Here is an 18,693-nt window from a genome sequence, read left to right on the forward strand (position 1 = left end):
GCCTCGGCTCAGACCCGGCGCCGGTCCCGTCCTCGCCCCGGCCTCAGCTCCCGCCCCGCTCCCGGCTCCGGAAACGCCCTGGTCGGACCGTGGGCCCGCTCATATGATCTTGTCCATGGCAACACGACTTGTGCAGATCAACATGAAGGCCCTGGACGACTCCGCGCTGGGCCGGTTCTGGGCGGAGGCGCTCGGCTGGGGGATCGACAACGAGGGTCCCGGGGTGACCTGCCTCGAACCCGCGGGAGTCCCCTACCCCGACCCGTCGACGATCTTCATCGACCTGGTGGCCCGTCCGGAGCCCAAGACCGGGAAGAACCGGGTGCACCTCGATCTGGCCACCACCTCGGCCGCCCACCAGGCCGAGCTGGTCGCACGCCTGAGGGACCTCGGCGCGACCCTCGCCGACGTCGGTCAGGGCGACGTCCCCTGGACGGTCATGGCGGACCCGGAGGGCAACGAGTTCTGCGTCCTGGAACCCCGCCCGGTCTACGGGGACACCGGGCCGGTCGCGGCGGTGGTCGTCGACTGCGCCGACCCGCGGGAGATGGCGCGCTTCTGGGGCGCCGCGACGGACTGGACGGTGCACGAGGTCGCCGACGACCACGCGACCATGCGGTCCGCCCACGGTGTCGGCCCGTACCTGGAGTTCGTCCGCACCCCCGACCCCAAGACCGGGTGGAACCGCGTCCACCTCGACATCCGCCCCTACCCGGGTGACGACCTCCAGGCGGAGGCGGCGCGGCTGCGCGCCCTGGGAGCCACCGATCCGGGGTTCGACGCGTCCGCGATCTCGTGGACGGTCCTGGCCGACCCGGAGGGCAACGAGTTCTGCCTCCTCGCCCCGAAGTGACACCGGGCGCCCCCGGTGGCCGTCCTGACGGGGGTGGCCGTCCCGACGGGTCGTCGGGGGAGTTCAGCGGCCGGGGGCACCCGTCGGCGTGCCCTCGAGCACCCGGAAGGAGATCCCGGCCGAGATCAGCCGGTCGATCAGCGGGCGCCCCATCGCCACCGCCGTGGTCAGCTGCCCGGCCGTGGGAGGCAGGTCGTCGTGGGCGAGGCAGAGCGCGGACTCGGCGAGCATGACCGCGGTCTCCTGGTAACCGGGATCGCCCCCGGACACCTCGGTGACCAGCGGCCGGCCGAGATCCGTCCGGGCCACGAACCGCACGGTGAACCAGGACCCGGCCCGCTGCCCGGCGCCCGGGCCCTCGCCGGGCTTCCGCAGTCGCTCCACTGTGCGGCGCAGCGGCCGCAGTTGGGCCGCGAGGGCGATCGCCGCGACGGCGGCGACGCCGCCGACCGCGATCGGCAGTCGCCGCACGGCGGCGTAGTGCGTGTAGCCGAAGTCCGGGCCGTAGGCCTCCAGGGCGGCGGCCGAGCGCCCCACCACCTGCGGGTCGATGGTGGGCAGCGGCAGCGCCCAGGCCCGGGCCGCCCGTGAGCGGTGCGGGCGTCCGGCCGGTGTGCGGACGCGCCGTCCGGCCGGTCGCGGATCGGCCGCGCGGCGCTCCCGGGCGGCCCGCGCCATCGCGCGCGGCCTGGAGAAGGCGGTCATCGCCGAGGCCAGGGTGCCGCCGGAGACGGTGCCGGCGACGCGGACGAAGCCCTCGACCGAGATCCGCTGCGGCGCCGTGCCGCGGCGCAGCAACTCCTCGACGGTGAACAGCACCCCGAGGTCGTGCGGCACCGAGTCGAAGCCGCAGGCGTGGACCAGCCGCGCGCCGGTGGCCACCGCCCGTTCGTGGTGGCGCAGGTACATCCGGTCGACGAACTCCGGCTCGCCGGTGAGGTCCACGTAGTCGGTGCCGCTGTCCGCGCAGGCGGCGACCAGCGGTTCGCCGTACCGGAGGTAGGGGCCGACCGTGGACACCACCACCCGGGCCGAGGCGGCCACCTCTCGCAGGGCCTCGCGGTCCCCGGCGTCGGCGACCAGCAGCGGCAGTCCGGCGCAGCGCGGATCGATCCCGGCCAGTCCGGCGCGGACGGCGGCGAGCCGGTCCGCGTCCCGGCCGGCGAGCGCCCAGCGGCAGCCCTCGGGCGCGGCCAGGGCCAGGTACTCGGCGGTGAGCCGGCCGGTGAACCCGGTGGCTCCGAACAGGACGAGGTCGTACGGGCGCGCTGCGGCCATCAACAGTCCCTACTCGTGGGTAATCGCCCGCGCCACGCTAGGAGTCCGTTGCGGCACTGTCAACGACCCGCTCCGGGAGCGTGCGGAGACGTCCCGCTGTCCGGCGGCCCGGCCGCGCTCGCGGAACGCCGCGCTCGCGGGTGCTCCGGAAGATTCTTCCGCCGGGAGCGATGAGTTTCGGTCCGTCGGCCGGTCCGACCATGTGAAAGCAAGCAACCGACCCGGTGCCCGGGCACTGGGAGACGCAGGGAGATCCTGATGCGCAAGCTCACCGCAGGTCTGTTCATCGCTGCCGACGGCGTGGTGGAGAGCCCGGAGCAGTGGCACTTCCCCTACTTCGACGCGGAGATGGGCGCGGCGGTCGGCGCCCAGATGGCGGCGGCGGACACCGTGCTGCTCGGCCGTGCCACCTACGAGGGCTTCGCCGAGGTCTGGCCGGGCCGGGAGGACGCCGGCGGCGAGGAGGGCGGGATGGCGAAGGTGCTCGGGGACGTGCGCAAGGTCGTCGTCTCCCGCTCGGCGCCGGAGCTGACCTGGCGCAACTCGGAGCAGTTGAAGGGTGACCTGGTCGAGGGTGTCACCGCACTGAAGCGGGAGGAGGGCGGCCGGATCGGGATGTCCGGCTCGGTCTCGGTGGTGCGGGCCCTGCTGGCGGCCGGGCTGATCGACGAGCTTCACCTGCTCGTCCACCCGATCGCGGTCGGGCGCGGCATGCGGCTGTTCGAGGAGGGCGCGGACCCGATCCGGCTGAAGCTCCTGAGCAGCACGGCCTTCGCCAGCGGCGTCCTGAACACCGTCTACGGACCGGCCGACGAGTAGCGGGGACGGTCCGTCACGGTCCGTCCGGCCGGTGGCGGAAGCGGTCCATGACGACCCGTCCGGCCGGTGGCGGGTACGGCCCGTACGGCAGTGCTATCAGCCGCTCACAATAGATATGCATAAAGCGGTCCGCATTCACCCTAATAGGGAGTGGCGCTGTTCGATTGTCGGGGTGAATGATTCAAGGCGCCCGCCCTGCGCAATCCCGCACGGGATTGCGCAGCGGTGCCACCAGGGCACTTCTCCGTGCGTATGAAGATCGGAGGAGCGGGCGCCCAGCGGACAGTGGAGATGGCTGATCGTGATCGACTACTTCAACGGCATGCCGGCCGACGTCATCGAGGCGACGGACGGCTGGCAGAAGGCCCGGGCCAGCCAGGGCACGGGCGCCTGCCTCGAGCTGCGGAAACTGGACGACGGCCAGGTGGCCCTGCGCAACAGCCGCTTCCCGAGCGGTCCGGCCCTGGTCCTGACCGCGACGGAGATCGCGGCACTGCTGAGCGGTGTGAAGAACGGCGAATTCGACCGGCTGGCGGTTTGAGTTCGTCATACCGGCACCCGGGTCCAGCGGTCCGGCGTGACGGCGGCGCCCCCCTTGTGTGAAGCTGATCCCGACCGTTCGGGGTGAGTTTCGGAATCGTGCCCAAGGGGGGCCCTTTGGCCATGGAGGACCGTGCAGTTCCGTTCGGGCGGCCCGCGCCCGACCCGCCGGGTTCCTGGGGCGTTCCCGCCCTGCTCCTCGGCGCGGAGCTGAAGATCGAGCGCGGCACCCTGACCCAGCGCCAGGTGCTGGAGCGGACCAGGGTCAAGGTCTCCACGTCGGTCTACAGCCGGATCGAGAACGGCGAGATGCGGATCGACAAACCGGCCGTGGTCGAAGCCCTCCTGGACGCCCTCGGGGTGCGGCCCGGGCCCCGGCGCGCACAACTGCTCCAACTCGCCCACGACGCCTCGGCGGAAGGGTGGGCGAACTCGGTGCGGGCCCGATCCCGCGCCGCCTACCGCGAGGCCGTGCCGGACTCCATGCTGAGGCTGACCAGTCTGGAGGAGTGGGCCGCGCGGCAGGTCATCATCGACACCAATGTGATCCCCGGGGTGCTGCAGATCCCCCGGTACCGCGAGCTGGTGACGGGCCGGACCCTGCTCGCCAGCCAGCGGAGGCTCGCGGACCGGATCATCGAGGTCCGGGGGCTGCGCGCCGAACGGTTCGCGGCCAGACTCCCGAGGTCGACCTTCTTCGTCCAGCGCAGCGCCCTCTACGCCGACTTCGGCGATCCCGGGATGATGGTCGACCAGCTGTCGGTGCTGCTGCGGCACGTGGACGAGGAGCGTTCGCCGGTCGCGGTCCGGGTGATCGCGGTGGAGAACCCCCTCGCGCTCCAGGTGACTTCGCTGATCCGGCTCAGCTTCGAGCAGGGCTCCTTCGCCGCGCCGGACGTCATCTACACCGAGGCCGGAGGGCGGGGCGAGTTCCATCGGGGCCCGATCGCCGGGGAGGAGGCCGACAGCGACTACCTCGACTACCAGGACCTCAGTGACATGGTCATCCGCCAGGCTCCCGGGCCGGTGCCGAGCCGCGAACTGGTCGTCGAGGCACTCGAGCGGCACCGCTCCCGACTCTGACGCCGCCACCGCATGCCCGTCGCCCCGGCCCCGCCGGGCCGGTGGGCGGCCGGGTCGGCGGCACCCCGGCGGAGCGGGGCCGGTGGGCAGCCGGGCCGGCGTGCTCAGTCGACGGTGGCCAGGCCTCCGAACTCGATCCACTCCTGGGTGGCCTGGCGCCGGACCAGATCCGTGTCGGGTCGCCAGTCGGTGACGTCGAGCAGGCCGACCTCCTCCTCGATCCGGAGCCGGGGCACGGTGAAGAGTTCGGCCACCTCGGCCTCGGTCCGTACCCGGCCCCAGCGGTTGCCGGTCTGTTCCCGCATCAGCTCGGTCACCGCGTCGCGGATCCGGGCGTCCTCGCTCACGAGTTGGCAGATCACCACGACGCTGCCGGGAGCGAGCAGACGCACGGTGTCCTCGACCATCCGGCGCGGGTTGCCCCGGTCGTCGTCCGGGACGCAGTGCAGCACGGACACGAAGAGCGCGGCCACCGGCCTGCTGAAGTCGATGATCCGTGCCGCGTCGGCCGCGATGGCCGCGGTCTCCCGCATGTCCGAGGGCAGGATGAGCACGTTCCGGTTCTCCTCCAGGAACGCGCGTCCGTAGCCCAGGACCAGCGGGTCGTTGTCGATGTAGACCACCTTGCTGGCCGGATCGACGCTCTGGGCGACCTGGTGCACGTTGTTCTGGGTGGGCAGGCCCGACCCGTGGTCGAGGAACTGCCTGATCCCGTAGCGCCGGGCGATGTGGCGCACCACCCGCTCCAGGAAGGCCCGGTTGTTGAGCGCCAGCTCCCGGGTGCTGGGGGCGGTCAGCAACAGTTGGTCGCAGGCCTCGCGGTCGCACGGGTAGTTGTAGTGCCCGCCCAGGAGGTAGTCGTACATCCGCGCCGCGCTAGGCGTGTCCGCGTCAACATAGTGCTCCCGCGATTCGGCCCTCGCGTCGTTCACGGTATCCCCTTGGGTGCGCCGAAGTTCCCTGCCGACAAGTCATTGTGACGACACGTCATCCTAGGTCGGCCCGATCGCGGTTGAAACAACCCGGGTGGGTGAACTGTGGCGGGGCATGGCGATGCCGTGGCGCACCGGCGTCCGCGGGGGAGCGGTCGGGTGCGCCACGGCGGGGCGGGCGCCTGCGATGGGGCGTGCGGTCAGGCGCCCCCGTTCCGGCCGCCGGGGTCGAGTCCGGCCAGGATCCGGCGGGCGGCCCGCAGCTGGACCTGCAGTTCGGGTTCGCCCAGGCCCATCAGGGCCGCGGCGTCCTTGGGGGCGAGGCCCAGGCGCTCGTGCAGGAGCGCCGCGTCGGCCGGGCGGTCGGGCAGTGCGCGGTGCAGGTCGTCCGCCGGGGCGTCGGCGGCCTCGACGCGGGCCGTGGTGACGCTCTCCCGCAGCACGTCCCAGGTGAAGGCGGCGGGGTCCCCGCGGAGCGCCGCGCTCCAGCTCAGCTCGGCCCGGCGCAGGACCCGCGCGACGACCGCCGCCGCCAGCGAGCGGTCGCCCAGCCGGGCGCCGGCGTACCGCTCGTAGCTGTGGCGGTGGAGCTGGACGAAGGCCGCGTAGCCGACCGGGCCGGTCGCGGGCCTGTGCGGACCGGGCACCACGTCTCCGATCGGGGTCGGGTCGCAGATGTGCGAGGGCGGTCGAGTGGCAGGGGAGGCGCGGGTGGTCGCGTGGTGCGCGGGGCGCGCGCCGGGGGCCGGAGTTCCGGGTCGGGGGCGCGCGTCGACCGGCCTCCGTCAGAAGGGGGCCGGGCGCGGTTCGCTCAGCGGTGGCGGGTCCGGCGGCCCGGCTCCGGCGCGGTCCGGGAGCCGCGCCCCGCGCTCAGCAGGCCGGGAATCATTCCGAGGCGTTGCCGCCCGCCCGCGCCGTCGGCGTACGCCGCGCGGTCGGCCGCGAACAGGACGGGCGGACGGTGGAGTCGGGGCCGTCCGGGGTGGCGCGCAGGCCACGAAGTCCCGTGGGCGCGCTGCCGCCCCTGCTAGCGTGGGAGATCACCGGGGGCGGGTCCGCCCACCCCCGGGAGGGTCGGTCATTCACAGGTGTGCCTCATCTTCTGTGATCGACCCGTGCGCCCCACTCGGTGTCCGACCACTGGGTGGGGCAACCCCATTACGGGAAAAGGCCGTTGAGCAGAACCGTACCGCCCTGGTGGGCGCGTTCCGGCCGTTCCGGACCGCGCGGGATCCCCCGGTCGGATCCGGTCGCCACCCGGTCGGATCCGGGCCGGCACAGGCCCCGACCGCCCCGCCCCGAGCAGGTACGATCGCCCGCCGTGCCACGCCCGAGCCCGCGCCGGCGACCGGGCCCCGCCGCCCCGGCCTCCGGACACCGGTGGGCGGGGCCGCTCCGGCCTGGGCTAACCTCCCCTTCGTGGACGATCACCCCGAGCCCTCGACCCTGCGCGTCTTCGTGGCCCTCGCCCCGCCCGACGACGCCAAGGACGAACTGGCCCGGGCCCTGCGCCCCGCCTACGAGACCTTCCCGGGACTGCGGTGGAACCGGATCGAGGACTGGCACATCACCCTGGCCTTCTTGGGCGAACTGCCCTCCACGGCGGTGCCCCCGCTGCGCGCGGCACTGGCCGCCCCGGCGGCGTCGCGCCCCGCCCTGGACCTGCGCCTGCGCGGCGGCGGCCACTTCGACGAGCGGCTGCTGTGGAGCGGGATCGACGGCGACCTGGAGGGACTGCACGCCCTCGCCGCCGACGTCCGCGAGGTGATCGGCTCCTGCGGCATCACCTTCCGGGACCGCCCGCTGCGCCCCCATCTGACCCTGGCCCGCTCCCGCCGCGACGACGCCACCAGCGTCCCGCTCGCCGCGGCCGGGCTCACCGGGTTCGAGGGCCGGACGTGGCCGACGGAACGCCTGCACCTCGTCGGCAGCAACATCGGCCGGGGCCCCGGCCCGATCCGCTACCGCGACATCGAGGCGTGGCGGTTCGGCTCCGCCGTCCCGAGCGACGGCGCGGGCACCGCCACCGCCCGGTAGCGAGGAGGTCACCGCGGCGGCGCACGGGCGACCGAACCGGGGGAGGGGCCCGGGTCACGGTCGCCATTCCCGGCCGGGAATTGAGCGGAGAACGGGGCCGGCGGCACGCTGGAGGCACACACCGAACGCCTCACCACCGGGGGACCGATCATGACCACCACCGCGCCCGCCACGGCCGTCGCCGCGCCCGCCACGGCCACCGCCGTCCCGACGGCCACCGCCGCGTTCCCCTCGACGGTGCGCAGTTACCACCTCGGCGCGGGCAGCGGCCCGGAGCGGCTGACGCTGCGCACGGCCCGACCGCGGACCCCCGGGCCGGGGGAGGTCGCGGTCGCGGTCCGCGCGGTCTCGCTGAGCTTCCGGGAGCTGCTGGTGCTGCGCGGGCAGTACGTGCTGCCGGTCAAGCCGGACCTCGTCCCGGTCTCCGACGGCGCCGGGGAGGTGGTCGCCGTCGGACCGGGCGTCCGGTGGGCGCGCCCGGGGGACCGGGTCACCGCCACCCTGTTCCCGCACTGGCGGGACGGCCGGCTGGCGGCGGACCTGCTTCCGCAGCTCGGCGGCTCGCTCGACGGCATGCTGACCGAGCTGGCCGTCCTCCCCGAGCAGGCCCTGCTGCCGGTGCCCGCGCACCTCTCGTACCAGGAGGCGGCCACCCTGCCCTGCGTCGGCCTCACCGCCTGGAACGCGCTGACCGGCGACGGCCGCGGCCTGCGCCCGGGGGAGACCGTCCTCACCACCGGCTCCGGGGGAGTGTCCCTGTTCGCGATCCAGTACGCCCACGCCCTCGGCGCGCGGGTGATCGCCACCACCGGGAGCCCGGCGAAGCAGCGGCGACTGCGCGACCTGGGCGCCGACGAGGTGATCGACTACCGGGAGCGGCCCGACTGGCACACCGCGGTCCGGGAACTGACCGGCGGACGCGGTGTCGACCGGGTCGTCGACACCGCCGGATCGCTGGAGCAGTCGCTGAAGTCGCTCGCCGTCGACGGTCACCTCGCCCTCGTCGGCTCCGTCTCCGGCGACTGGCCGGCGGTCGACCCGCGCCTGCTGTTCGGCGCTGCCGCGACCGTCCGGGCGGTGGCGGTCGGCAGCCACGCCCAGTTCGCGGCCATGAACGACTTCGTGGCCGAGCACGCCCTGCGCCCCGTCGTCGACCGGGTCTTCCCGTTCGAGGAGGCGGCGGCGGCCTACGCCTACTACGAGCGGGCCAACCCGCTGGGCAAGGTCGTCATCGCCGTCGGCTGACCGGTACTCCGTCCCGACCGGCCACGGGGGTGCCGACCGGCCACGGGGGTGCCGGGCGGCCACGGGGGTGCCGGGCGGGCGGCGGGGGTGCCCGACGGGGCGGCCGTGGGCACCCCGCCCCGTCACGGGCGAGCCCCACCGGCCTCCCCCGGCCGCAGCAGGGCGTCGATCCGGGCGGCCACGGCCAGCAGCTCCCGGTCACCGCCGCGCGGTCCGACCAGCTGGAGACCGACCGGCGGCGAGCCGTCGACCGGCAGCGGCACCGTGACCGAGGGCAGCCCCGCCGTGGCCGAGGGGGAGGTGTTGCGGATCAGGGTGGGGAACGTCGGCACGTCCCGGCCGTTGAGGGGGAGCGACTCCTCGTGCCGGTGCAGCGGCCGGGCGCACACCGGCACGGTGGGGCTCAGCAACGCGTCCACGCCGTTCGCCGCGAAGAGTTCGGCGTAGGCGGCCTGCAGCGCTCGGCGTTCCACGAGCGCCCCGCGCAGCGCGTCCGGCCCCGGGTACCCCGGGCCGGTGGGCAGTGCGGCGGCCCGGAGCAGTCCGGCGACGGCCGGGTCGGCGGCCGCCTCGACCACCTCGGCCGCGGTGCGCCCGACGCCGTGTTCGGCCAGGTAGCGCTCGAGGGCGGTGGCGAACTCCCCGAACACGAGGTGCATCCCGGCCCGGGCGTCGGACTCGACCAGGTGCCCGGTGTCCACCGGGACCCGGACGGTCCGCGCCGTGCCGAGCCGTTCCACCGCGGCCTCCCAGGCCGCCCGGACCGGGGCCTCCAGGTCCTCGGCGAACACCTGCCTCGGCAGGCCGAGCCGGAGCGGGCGGTCCGGCGGCGCTGTCCCGGTGCGGCCGGTGACGAAGGCGTCCAGGGCGGCGAGCCGGTCCAGGCTGCGCGCCATCGGTCCGGGGGTGTCCCGGGTGACCGACAGCGGTGTGACACCGGCGGAGGGATAGCGTCCGGCGCTCGGGCGCAGGCCGTAGATCCCGTTGAGCGCGGCCGGGATGCCGACGGACCCGCCGGTGTCGGTGCCGAGCCCGGCGTCCACGACGCCCGAGGCCACCGCGGCGGCCGTACCGCCGCTGCTGCCGCCGGCGAACAGGGCCGGGTCGGTGCCGTTGCCGACCGCGCCGAACGTGGGGTTGCCGGAGGTGACGCCCAGCGCCAGCTCGTGCATGTTGGTCTTGCCCAGGACGATCGCGCCGGCCGCGCGCAGCGCCGCGACGACGGGTGCGTCGGCGGCGGGGACGAACCCGGCGAGCCCCGGGGTGCCCGCCGTGTTGGGCAGGCCCGCGACATGGACGTTGTCCTTGACGGCCAGGCACCAGCGGCGGGCACCGCCGCCGCGCCGGTCGTGGCGGGCCGCCTCCGCCCCGGCGCCGTCGGCGTCGAGGGTGATGAAGGCGTTGAGGTGCGCGACGGCGGCCGCCCGCTCCAGGGCCGCCGCCACCGCCTGCTGCGCGGGCCCTCGGCCCGCTGCGCCCTGCCCGACCATGTGCCGCTCCCTCCGTACGACCGGTGCGTGCGCGGTACGACCGCGCTCCAGTCTGACGGGAGGCCGGGCCCGGCACGGCCGGTTCCGGGTGGACTCGCCCGCGAGGGCCCCGCCCGGGGCACCGTCAGGCCGGGATCACCCGGTAGCTCCGCGCCGCGGCCGGAAGGTCGGACTGGGCCAGGGACCCGGTCGCCCACGGGGTGGTGCCGGTGCAGCCGGCACCGGGGTAGAGCAGCACGGACGCCGAGCCGGAGACGACCTGGACCGACCGGGCCGGCGTCGCCAGGGTGTGGCAGGTACCGAGGTCGGAGAGGTCCACCGCGGTGACCGTCCCGGTGCCGGTGGTGCCGGAGTACAGGTACCCGCCCTCCTGCAGCGGAGGCCAGCCGGTGGCATGGGCGGCCCCGGTTCCGACGGTGGCCAGGGCGGCGGCCGCGGCGGCGGCCGTGAGCGTGCCGCGCAGTGTCGTCCTCAGGGTGGCCAAGCAACTCACCTCGTCGTCGGTGGGTGGGCGCGGTGGCTCCCGGCGCGTTCGGCGCGCAGTACGCGACGGACCCGGCGGGGGCACCGCTCCGGCCGGACCCGGCCGGCCACAGCCGAGCCTGGCACGGCCGATCATGGGCCCGGGAGTGCAGAACCGGTCAAACCCGGGCGTCGCCCCGCGCGGCGGTGCGCGGCCCGGCGAGGCCGGCTCCCGGTCAACGCTTCCCGCGAGCCGTTCGTAGGCGTAGCGTGGCCACACGGTGGCGCGTCCGCCGGGGTGCCGCCGGGTCCGTGTCGGCACGCCCTGCCGGAGGCCGCGATGGCAGCAGACCGGATGGCCTTCCTGACCACCCCGCGCGCCGAGCGCGCGCGGCGGGACGCGCGGGAGCGGCTCGAGGACTGGCGGGAGGTGTACCGCCCCGGGGCGCTGCTGCCGATCGTCGGCGGGCAGGCGGCCCGCTGCATGGACTGCGGGCTGCCGTTCTGCCACAGCGCCTGCCCGCTCGGCAACCTCGTCCCGGACTGGAACCGGCTGGTCGCCCTGGACGGCTGGCGCGCCGCGGCGGTGCGCCTGCTGGCGACGAACAACTTCCCCGAGTTCACCGGGCGGCTCTGCCCGGCCCCGTGCGAGAGCGCCTGCGTACTGGCCGTCGACGGCGGAGCGCCGGTCACGATCAAGAACATCGAACTCGCCCTGGCCGACCGCGCCTGGGAGGAGGGCTGGGACCTCCCGCAGCCGCCCGCCAGCGGCACCGGCCGCCGGGTGGCCGTGGTCGGCTCCGGTCCGGCGGGCCTCGCCGCCGCCCAGCAGCTCACCCGGGCCGGCCACACCACCACCGTGTACGAGCGGGACGACCGGCCCGGCGGGCTGCTGCGCTACGGCATCCCGCCGTTCCGGCTGGAGAAGCACCGGCTGGACCGCCGGCTCGACCAGATGCGGGCCGAGGGCACCACGTTCCGCACCGGTCTGCGCGTCGGCCGGGAGGTCTCGGCCGACGAGCTGCGGGCCGGCTGCGACGCCCTGGTGGTCGCGGTCGGCGCCGGGCACCGCCGCGACCTGCCGGTGCCCGGGGGCCGGCTCCCGGGCGTCCACCAGGCGATGGCCTACCTGACCGGCGCGAACCGGGTCGACGAGGGCGAACTCCCGGCCGCGCCGGTGTCCGCCGAGGGTCTCCGGGTCGTCATCGTCGGCGGCGGCGACACCGCGGCGGACTGCCTCGGCACCGCGCTGCGGCAGCGGGCGGCGGCCGTGACCCAGCTCGACATCAACCCGCGCCCGCCGGTGCGCAGGGATCCCGGGCAGCCCTGGCCGGTTCACCCCAAGGTCCGCCGGGAGACCACCTCGCACGAGGAGGCGGAAGCCACCGGCGGCGGGGTCCGGGTGTTCGCCGCCAGTACGGTCGCCTTCGAGCCGGGCCCGGACGGACGCCTCGCGGCGGTCCGCTTCGCCGACGCCGAGCCACCGGACCGTACGCCCCGGGCGGGAACCGAGCGCAGCATCCCGGCCGATCTCGCGCTGCTCGCGCTCGGTTTCACCGGCCCCGAGCCGGAGCCCTGGCTGACCGGCGGGCTCGGTCTCACGGTCGGCCCGGACGGCGCCTTCGCCCGCGACGACGGCTTCGCCGCCGGGACGGCCGGCGTCTTCGTCGCGGGCGACGCGGGGCGCGGGCAGTCGCTGATCGTGTGGGCGATCGCCGAGGGCCGCTCGGCCGCCGCCGCGGTGGACCGCTACCTTCGCGGCCGCACCGAACTCCCCGACCCGATCCGGGCCTCCGCCCGCCGGCTGGCGCTGTGACGCGGGGAGCCGAAGGGCCCGTGGGTCAGAGCTTGTCGGCGCAGGCGAACGGCCCGAACGTGGCCCTGTAGTCGGCGTGCAGCAGGAACTCGAAGGCCGTGCCGGGCGCGCACTTGTCGGGGGTGGCGCCCCGGGCGACGAGCACCGTGGTCACCACCTTGACCACCTTGTACTCCGGTTCGGACGAGCCCGTTCCGTCGCACTTGGTCTCACGGCCGAAGGCTCTTCCGTCGGTGCCGGTCGCTTTCACGACGCAGTCGCCGACGCCGATCATCGGGCCGCCGCCCTGCCCGGGGTCGCCGGGGTGCGGGGCGTTCAGGTTGCGCAGGCAGGCGTACGCCTCGTTCAGGCCGGGGCGGGCGATGCCGCCGCTCGCCCGCACCAGGTTCGGGCCGAGGTCCAGCACGAAGTCGGTGTCGTCCTTGCAGGCGGGCCGCTGCACGGCGGGCACGGTGCGGGGGTCGAAGGCGCCACGGGGGTCGGAGGCGGCGTGGTCACCGCGGGCGGTGCGGGGGACGGTGCGGTCGTCGCCGGAGGGACCGCGGACGGTGGGGACGGTGCGGTGGCCGCCGGTGCGGCGGTCACGGCGCGTACCCAGGATTCTGACGAAAGGTCAGAACGACTGCCGGTGCTGGCCGGAGGGCGTTCTCGCCGGCCGCTCCGGGAGGGTGGTTTGCCGGCGCCGATCCGGGTCAGAAGAGGGCCGGTGGCACGAGCGAGGTCCGGACGGCGAAACTCCCCCCGCCGCCGTCCGGACCCGCGCCACCGGACGATGCGCCCGGCCGTCGTGGTGATGACACCGGCGGCCGGGCGTGCTCCGTCTGCCGCCTGCCGTGCTCAGGTTGTGGCGTCGGCGGTCGTGCCGACGCGGGCCGAGCCGGTCGTACCGGTGCCCGCCCCGGCGGCGAGGAGCAGTCGGGCGGCCTCCCGGGCCTCGGTGGCGGGGGCCGGGGTCCGGGTGAGGGCGGCCAGGGTGATCGCACCCTCGGCGAGCAGGGCCAGATGGACCCCGGTGCCGTCCGGAGCGCCGGCGTCCTCGGCGAGTCCGGCGAGGTAGTCGCGCAGGGCCTCCTTGTGCCGACGCGCGGCCCCGGCGACGCCGGGCGCGGTGGCGCCGAGTTCGCCGTAGGAGTTGACGAAGGCGCACCCCCGGAAGCCGGGGCGGGCGAACCAGTCGGCGAGCCAGTCGTACACGGCGAGCACCCGCTCGGCCGGAACGTCGGCGGAGGCGTCCACGTGCGCGGCGAGCTCGGCCAGCCACCGCCGGTCGCGGCGCTCCAGATAGGCCTCGACGAGGTCGTCCTTGGACGGGAAGAGCTGGTAGAGGCGGCGCAGGGTGACCCCGGCGGCGGTGCGGACGGCGTCCATGCCGACGGTCTGGACGCCCTGGGCGTAGAACAGCTCCTCGGCCGCGTCGAGGATCCGGGTACGTGCGGCGTCGGTGTCCATCGGCCCTGTCCTTTACATGAGAACCACGGTTCTCATAGAGTAGCGGACATGGTGAGAACGATCGTTCTCGCCAGCTTCCGGCACCATCCAGAAGGAGACCGGCATGTCCGAGCAGCGCCCGCCCCTGCCCCCGTTCACCGAGGAGACCGCCCGCGTGAAGGTCCGGGCCGCCGAGGACGGCTGGAACACCCGCGACCCGCGGCGGGTCTCGCTCGCCTACACCCCGGACAGCCGGTGGCGGAACCGCGCCGAGTTCGTCACCGGGCGCGAGGAGATCGCCGCCTTCCTCACCCGCAAGTGGCAGCGTGAGCACGAGTACCGGCTGATCAAGGAACTCTGGGCACACACCGGCGACCGCATCGCGGTCCGCTTCGCGTACGAGTGGCGCGACGATTCCGGTCAGTGGTACCGCTCCTACGGCAACGAGAACTGGGCCTTCGACCAGGACGGCCTGATGGCGCACCGGCACGCGTCGATCAACGACCTGCCCATCGGCGAGGCCGAGCGCCTGTTCCACTGGCCGCTCGGTCGCCGCCCCGACGACCACCCGGGGCTGACCGACCTCGGGCTCTGACCCCGGGTCCGGAGCCCGCGGTTCCCGGGCGCCTCAGTTGATCGAGTAGGACAGTTTGACCCGGTCGAAGCTGTCGCTGATCCGCAGGCGGAGGTAGTAGACGAACTGGGCGTCGTCGCCGTCCGGATGGGTGGAGAGGGTGCAGGCGTCGCGGAGGGTCACGGTCAGGGGTGTGACCTCGGGCGATCCCGCCGGTCCGATCCTGCCGACCGTCTGCTGTGCGGTGATCTGGGAGTCCGACACGTCGCAGCACTGGTGCACGCTGACGCCCACCGAGCCGTTGCCGGGGATTCCGTTGGGATCGTCGAGCTCCGCCACCAGTTGGATGTTGATCGTGGTGCCGGCGGAAGCGCGGAACGCCGGCGAGAACAGGGTCGCCGTCGTGGAGGCGGTGAACGACTCGTTGATCGGCAGGCTGCGGGAGCCGCTGCACGACTTGTCCGTCCTCAGATCGAGTTCGTCGGACACGGGAGCGTCCTCTCGTGAGGTGGAGGAAATGCCGGATGTCGAGGAAGGGCCAGATGCCGGGGAGGTGTCGGGTGTCGAGGGAGGTGTCGGGTGTCGAGGGGGGCGCCGGGTGTCGAGGGGGGCGCCGGGCGTCGTGGAGTTGGTGGGCATCGCGAGGCGGGCCCACCTTCTCAGCATCGCCGCAACGGGCCCGGGTCGCATCTCTGTCGGTCCGGGGCGACTCCCCGGTCCCCGCCCGGTCCCCACCGGGCCCCCGCCCGGTCACCCGCCGGCCGGGAGGTGACCGGGGTGCGGCCCTGCGGTCCGCGTGGGGTCAGGCGCGGCAGCGCAGCATCGTCAGCGGGGGATTGGCGGCGTAGTCGTCCCAGAACTCCTCGCCGTACTCCCGCACGCCGGCCGCCGAGATCTCCAGCGGCACCCAGGTGATCCCGGTGAACCCGGCCGCCCGCAGGCTCCGCTCGTAGACCTCGCGGCCGGGCGGGTTCGCGACGAAGGAGATCGGCGGGTCGAGCAGCGCGGTGATCCGCACCCGGGGCCCGATCTCGGTGTCCTCGCCCAGCGATTCGCAGAGGAAGCCGTACTTGGCGAGCGACGGTCCGTCGAAGCGGAAGTCCGGGTGCTGCCCGAAGGCGAAGAACTCCGCCCCGGCCGCCATGCTCCGGTGGATGTTGCGGCACATCCGCTCGATGGTGGCGACGCCGTCGGCGTAGTTGAACAACTGGACGGCGACCGCGATGTCGAAGGGCTCCTCGAACGCGCGCAGTTCGGCCACGTCGCCGAGCTCGTAGCGCACGCCGAGCGGTTCCTCGTCCTCCCGTGCCCGTGCCGCGTCGACCATCGCGGCGGAGATGTCGACACCGAGGACACGGGAGGCGCCGCGGCGCTTGAACTCCCGGCTGTAGAAGCCGGTTCCGGAGGCGAGGTCGAGGACCGACCGGCCCTCGACGTCGCCGACCAGGCCGAGGAAGCCGGGCACCTCCCCGTAACGGGTGAGCGGAAGGGTCTTGAAGCCCTCGAACGCCTCGCCGATCCCGTCGTACAGCTGACCGCTCATCGTGGCGGTCCCCCCATCTGTTCCGGTCCATGACGGCGGCCGTCGAACCGGCCGCGCCCCTTGGCGGGAAGTCTTCCTCCCGTCCGCCGGGTCGGCGAACTGGTGGAAACCCCGAACCTGGTGCGGCCGGGGGCGGTTCGGTTCTCGTGATCGTCCCGGCCGGGGCCGTTCGCCCCGGTGGCACCCGTCAGTCCAGCAGCACACCGGGGTTGAGGATGCCGTGCGGGTCGAGGGCGTCCTTGACGGCGCGCAGGGCCAGGGCGAACGGCTCCGGACGCTGGCGGTCGTAGCCGGGTCGGTGGTCGCGGCCGACGGCGTGGTGGTGGGTGACCGTGGCGCGGTGGCGGTGCAGGACGTCGGTGGCGACGGCCTTGACGTCGTCCCAGACGGCGACCTCGTCGCCGGGGCGTCCGGCCACGGCGACGGTGAAGTAGGGCGCGGCGCCGTCCGGGTAGACGTGGGTGAGACGGCAGTTGACGGTTGCCTCCCGCCCGGTGGCCGCACGGGCGGCGGCTCCGACCTCGGCGCGCACGGCTTCGACCAGGGCCGGGATCCGGTCCCAGGTGGCGGCGGTCTCGAAGGTCTCCACGACGGCGCCCATCCGGGCCAGCCCGTCACGGAGATAGGGCATCCGCAGGAACGCCGAACGCCAGGCACCCACGGCGCCGCCGCCCGCGCCGCCGTCCGCGGTGTCCGCCCCGACCCGTCCGCCGTGGTCGCGGGCCAGGCCGACGGCGGCGGCGAGCCGGTCGCCGACGGGCCCGGTGGCCGATTCGAAGCCCAGGACCAGGATGCTCGATCCGTCCTTCGACGCGCCGGAGAACAGGGCCTCGCCGGGGTCCAGCAGGCGGCAGTTGGCCGGGCCGAGGTCGGTCTGCGCGACGGCGCGCACGGCGTCCAGCGCGCGCCCGAAGTCGGTGAAGGACAGTGCGGCCGAAGCCTTGTGGCGGGGGCGTTCCTGCACCCGCATCCAGGCCTCGGTGATGACGCCGAGGGTGCCCTCGGACCCGAGGAACAGCCGGTCGGGCGAGGGGCCGGCGCCGGAGGAAGGCAGTCGCCAGGAACTGCTGGTCCCGGCGGGGGTGACCACGCGCAGCGACTGCGCGAAGTCGTCGATCCGGGTGCGTCCGGTGGCGTAGTGCCCACCGGCGCGGGTCGCCAGCCAGCCACCGAGGGTGGAGAACTCGAAGCTCTGCGGGAAGTGACGCAGAGTCAGCCCGTGGGGCCGCAGCTGGTCCTCCAGCACGGGGCCGAGGGCCCCGGCCTGGATGCGGGCGGAGCGGCCGGCCGGGTCGACCTCCAGGACCCGGTCCATCGAGGTCAGATCGAGCGACAGCACGGCGCGGTGGGCGTCGCCCCGGTACTCCACCCCGCCGACCACCGAGGACCCGCCGCCGAACGGGACGACGGCCACCCCGTGCGCCCCGGCCCAGTCGAGCAGGTCGGCCACCTCCCGGTCGCCGGTCGGACGGGCGACCAGGTCCGGTATCCGGCCCGGGCGGCCGCGGAGGGCCCGGGCGACGTCGCGGTAGGCCTTGCCCATGGCGTGGGCGGCCCGGTCGCCGGGGTCGCCGCTGACGAGACGCGCCAGGGAGGGCGGTGGCGTCACGGCCGGTCGGCCGACGGCGAGGTCGGCGATCCGGGGGACCGGAAGCGGGCGGGCCAAAGTGCCCGGCAGCAGGGCGCCCAGCGCGAGGCACTCGGCCTCGTCGGGCTGCGCGTCCTGATAGCCCCAGCCCCACCAGGACCGGAGGCGGGGGGCGGTCTCGGCGGCGGGCGTCATGAGGCGGCTCCGGGGATCCGATGAACTTACTGGTGAGTAAATTACCCTAAGGTAAGATCAGTTCTATGACAATGCTTCCCACCAGGGCCGGCACCAAGGGCATGCCCAGGGCCGAGCGCGAACGACAGGTTCTCGCCGCGGCCACCGAGGAGTTCGGCCGCCGCGGCTACGAGGCCACCACCATGGCCGCCGTCGCCGCCCGGGTGGGCGTCACCAAACCCCTGCTGCACCAGTACTTCGGCAGCAAGCAGGACCTCTTCCTCGGCTGCCTCGAACCGGTCGGCGACCGGCTGCTGACAGCCGTCCGGACCGCCATGGCCGATCACGACAACGGCGCGCCCCCCACACCCCTGCGGGTGCTGCGTGCCCTCTTCGACGCCCTCGACGGGCAGCGCGAGGCATGGTTCGTCCTCTACGACCCCTCACTGCCGACCGGCAGCGAGGCCGCCCACCGCGCCGCCCACTACCGCGACGCCATCGACGAACTCGCCGCCACCGGCACCGCCGACCTCTTGCGCAGCACCGGATCCGACGACCCCCTCGACGCCGACGCCCTCAAGTACGCCTGGCGCGGCCTGTGCACCACCCTGGTCCGCTGGTGGATCGAACACCCCGACCAGAGCCCCGAGGCCATGGCGGGACGCTGCGCCCGGATCTTCGCCACGGCCCGGGCCGTCGGTCCGGGCTGAGGGCCCGGACGCGAGCCGCCGCCGGGCGACACCGCACCGACCCGCCGCCGGGCGGCACCCGCACCGACCCGCCGCCGGGCCGCACCGTACCGACCCGCCGCCGGGCGGACGGCAGAGCCGA

General features: G+C 74.7%; 19 protein-coding genes. 9 read left to right on the forward strand and 10 right to left on the reverse strand.

From position 1 onward, the window contains the following. Window positions 1–115: 115 nt before the first annotated feature. Window positions 116–853, forward strand: a complete 738-nt coding sequence (locus ACIPYS_RS08625; RefSeq protein WP_400744834.1) for a VOC family protein — start codon at window positions 116–118, stop codon at window positions 851–853. A 63-nt stretch (window positions 854–916) separates the two neighbouring features. On the opposite strand, the gene ACIPYS_RS08630 is transcribed toward ACIPYS_RS08625, so the two are convergent. Next, window positions 917–2,131 carry a saccharopine dehydrogenase family protein gene (locus ACIPYS_RS08630; protein ID WP_400744836.1) on the reverse strand — a complete coding sequence of 405 codons (1,215 nt, stop codon included), beginning with the start codon at window positions 2,129–2,131 and terminating at the stop codon, window positions 917–919. A 258-nt stretch (window positions 2,132–2,389) separates the two neighbouring features. On the opposite strand from ACIPYS_RS08630, the gene ACIPYS_RS08635 reads away from it, so the two are divergent. The 3 genes from ACIPYS_RS08635 (at window position 2,390) to ACIPYS_RS08645 (ending at window position 4,573) form a co-directional block, all read left to right on the forward strand. Further along, window positions 2,390–2,950, forward strand: coding sequence for a dihydrofolate reductase family protein (locus ACIPYS_RS08635; RefSeq protein ID WP_400744837.1), 561 nt, complete (start codon window positions 2,390–2,392; stop codon window positions 2,948–2,950). 298 nt (window positions 2,951–3,248) lie between these two features. Then, entirely contained in the window at window positions 3,249–3,491 is a 243-nt protein-coding gene (locus ACIPYS_RS08640) for a DUF397 domain-containing protein (RefSeq protein WP_400745199.1), read from the forward strand. Between the two features lie 122 nt (window positions 3,492–3,613). Further along, window positions 3,614–4,573, forward strand: a complete 960-nt coding sequence (locus tag ACIPYS_RS08645) for a Scr1 family TA system antitoxin-like transcriptional regulator (RefSeq protein ID WP_093858414.1) — start codon at window positions 3,614–3,616, stop codon at window positions 4,571–4,573. Between the two features lie 104 nt (window positions 4,574–4,677). Here ACIPYS_RS08645 and ACIPYS_RS08650 read toward each other — a convergent pair whose 3' ends face one another. Further along, window positions 4,678–5,505 carry an SAM-dependent methyltransferase gene (locus ACIPYS_RS08650; protein WP_286158614.1) on the reverse strand — a complete coding sequence of 276 codons (828 nt, stop codon included), beginning with the start codon at window positions 5,503–5,505 and terminating at the stop codon, window positions 4,678–4,680. Window positions 5,506–5,705: 200 nt separating this feature from the next. Further along, complete coding sequence (locus tag ACIPYS_RS08655; protein WP_093858412.1) at window positions 5,706–6,152, reverse strand: hypothetical protein; 447 nt, start codon at window positions 6,150–6,152, stop codon at window positions 5,706–5,708. Window positions 6,153–6,924: 772 nt separating this feature from the next. On the opposite strand from ACIPYS_RS08655, the gene thpR reads away from it, so the two are divergent. Further along, window positions 6,925–7,542: an RNA 2',3'-cyclic phosphodiesterase gene (thpR, locus tag ACIPYS_RS08660; RefSeq protein ID WP_400744840.1), complete on the forward strand. Its 618-nt coding sequence runs from the start codon at window positions 6,925–6,927 to the stop codon at window positions 7,540–7,542. Window positions 7,543–7,692: 150 nt separating this feature from the next. After that, window positions 7,693–8,787, forward strand: coding sequence for an NAD(P)-dependent alcohol dehydrogenase (locus tag ACIPYS_RS08665; protein WP_400744842.1), 1,095 nt, complete (start codon window positions 7,693–7,695; stop codon window positions 8,785–8,787). 122 nt (window positions 8,788–8,909) lie between these two features. On the opposite strand, the gene ACIPYS_RS08670 is transcribed toward ACIPYS_RS08665, so the two are convergent. Together ACIPYS_RS08670 and ACIPYS_RS08675 are read right to left on the reverse strand one after the other, a co-directional pair. Next, a complete protein-coding gene (locus ACIPYS_RS08670; protein WP_400744844.1) occupies window positions 8,910–10,277 on the reverse strand; it encodes an amidase family protein in 1,368 nt (455 codons plus the stop codon). A 124-nt stretch (window positions 10,278–10,401) separates the two neighbouring features. Beyond that, a complete protein-coding gene (locus ACIPYS_RS08675) occupies window positions 10,402–10,761 on the reverse strand; it encodes a hypothetical protein (RefSeq protein WP_400744846.1) in 360 nt (119 codons plus the stop codon). A gap of 318 nt (window positions 10,762–11,079) precedes the next feature. On the opposite strand from ACIPYS_RS08675, the gene ACIPYS_RS08680 reads away from it, so the two are divergent. Further along, on the forward strand, window positions 11,080–12,555 hold the full coding sequence (locus ACIPYS_RS08680) for a glutamate synthase subunit beta (protein WP_400744848.1): 1,476 nt from the start codon (window positions 11,080–11,082) through the stop codon (window positions 12,553–12,555). 25 nt (window positions 12,556–12,580) lie between these two features. On the opposite strand, the gene ACIPYS_RS08685 is transcribed toward ACIPYS_RS08680, so the two are convergent. Beyond that, the gene (locus tag ACIPYS_RS08685; RefSeq protein ID WP_400744850.1) at window positions 12,581–12,997 is read right to left on the reverse strand and encodes a hypothetical protein; all 417 of its coding nucleotides are present in this window, start codon (window positions 12,995–12,997) and stop codon (window positions 12,581–12,583) included. Window positions 12,998–13,392: 395 nt separating this feature from the next. Next, window positions 13,393–14,004: a TetR/AcrR family transcriptional regulator gene (locus tag ACIPYS_RS08690; protein ID WP_400744852.1), complete on the reverse strand. Its 612-nt coding sequence runs from the start codon at window positions 14,002–14,004 to the stop codon at window positions 13,393–13,395. A 103-nt stretch (window positions 14,005–14,107) separates the two neighbouring features. Between ACIPYS_RS08690 and ACIPYS_RS08695 the strand changes: the two genes are divergently transcribed. Continuing rightward, window positions 14,108–14,578: a nuclear transport factor 2 family protein gene (locus tag ACIPYS_RS08695; RefSeq protein ID WP_093858405.1), complete on the forward strand. Its 471-nt coding sequence runs from the start codon at window positions 14,108–14,110 to the stop codon at window positions 14,576–14,578. 33 nt (window positions 14,579–14,611) lie between these two features. Here the strand turns inward: ACIPYS_RS08695 and ACIPYS_RS08700 are convergent, their stop codons facing one another. The 3 genes from ACIPYS_RS08700 to ACIPYS_RS08710 form a co-directional block, all read right to left on the reverse strand. After that, on the reverse strand, window positions 14,612–15,046 hold the full coding sequence (locus ACIPYS_RS08700) for a hypothetical protein (RefSeq protein WP_400744854.1): 435 nt from the start codon (window positions 15,044–15,046) through the stop codon (window positions 14,612–14,614). A gap of 313 nt (window positions 15,047–15,359) precedes the next feature. Further along, window positions 15,360–16,100, reverse strand: a complete 741-nt coding sequence (locus ACIPYS_RS08705; protein WP_093858403.1) for a class I SAM-dependent methyltransferase — start codon at window positions 16,098–16,100, stop codon at window positions 15,360–15,362. 187 nt (window positions 16,101–16,287) lie between these two features. Then, window positions 16,288–17,883 (reverse strand): FAD-binding oxidoreductase, encoded by a 1,596-nt coding sequence (locus ACIPYS_RS08710; RefSeq protein WP_400744857.1) that lies wholly within the window; start codon window positions 17,881–17,883, stop codon window positions 16,288–16,290. Between the two features lie 65 nt (window positions 17,884–17,948). Here ACIPYS_RS08710 and ACIPYS_RS08715 point away from each other — a divergent pair, with 65 nt between their 5' ends. After that, window positions 17,949–18,572, forward strand: a complete 624-nt coding sequence (locus ACIPYS_RS08715; RefSeq protein WP_400744859.1) for a TetR/AcrR family transcriptional regulator — start codon at window positions 17,949–17,951, stop codon at window positions 18,570–18,572. The last annotated feature ends 121 nt before the right edge of the window (window positions 18,573–18,693 follow it).

The sequence above is a fragment of the Kitasatospora sp. NPDC089913 genome (assembly GCF_044748625.1).
GTDB lineage: Bacteria > Actinomycetota > Actinomycetes > Streptomycetales > Streptomycetaceae > Kitasatospora.

Bases quoted from the DNA above. Each gene is read 5' to 3' on its own strand.
- ACIPYS_RS08695 (WP_093858405.1), top strand. From the start codon at position 14,108: ATGTCCGAGCAGCGCCCGCCCCTGCCCCCGTTCACCGAGGAGACCGCC.
- ACIPYS_RS08635 (WP_400744837.1), top strand. From the start codon at position 2,390: ATGCGCAAGCTCACCGCAGGTCTGTTCATCGCTGCCGACGGCGTGGTG.
- ACIPYS_RS08665 (WP_400744842.1), top strand. From the start codon at position 7,693: ATGACCACCACCGCGCCCGCCACGGCCGTCGCCGCGCCCGCCACGGCC.
- ACIPYS_RS08710 (WP_400744857.1), bottom strand. From the start codon at position 17,883: ATGACGCCCGCCGCCGAGACCGCCCCCCGCCTCCGGTCCTGGTGGGGC.
- ACIPYS_RS08645 (WP_093858414.1), top strand. From the start codon at position 3,614: ATGGAGGACCGTGCAGTTCCGTTCGGGCGGCCCGCGCCCGACCCGCCG.
- ACIPYS_RS08705 (WP_093858403.1), bottom strand. From the start codon at position 16,100: ATGAGCGGTCAGCTGTACGACGGGATCGGCGAGGCGTTCGAGGGCTTC.
- ACIPYS_RS08630 (WP_400744836.1), bottom strand. From the start codon at position 2,131: ATGGCCGCAGCGCGCCCGTACGACCTCGTCCTGTTCGGAGCCACCGGG.
- ACIPYS_RS08715 (WP_400744859.1), top strand. From the start codon at position 17,949: ATGACAATGCTTCCCACCAGGGCCGGCACCAAGGGCATGCCCAGGGCC.
- ACIPYS_RS08670 (WP_400744844.1), bottom strand. From the start codon at position 10,277: ATGGTCGGGCAGGGCGCAGCGGGCCGAGGGCCCGCGCAGCAGGCGGTG.
- ACIPYS_RS08625 (WP_400744834.1), top strand. From the start codon at position 116: ATGGCAACACGACTTGTGCAGATCAACATGAAGGCCCTGGACGACTCC.
- ACIPYS_RS08680 (WP_400744848.1), top strand. From the start codon at position 11,080: ATGGCAGCAGACCGGATGGCCTTCCTGACCACCCCGCGCGCCGAGCGC.
- ACIPYS_RS08690 (WP_400744852.1), bottom strand. From the start codon at position 14,004: ATGGACACCGACGCCGCACGTACCCGGATCCTCGACGCGGCCGAGGAG.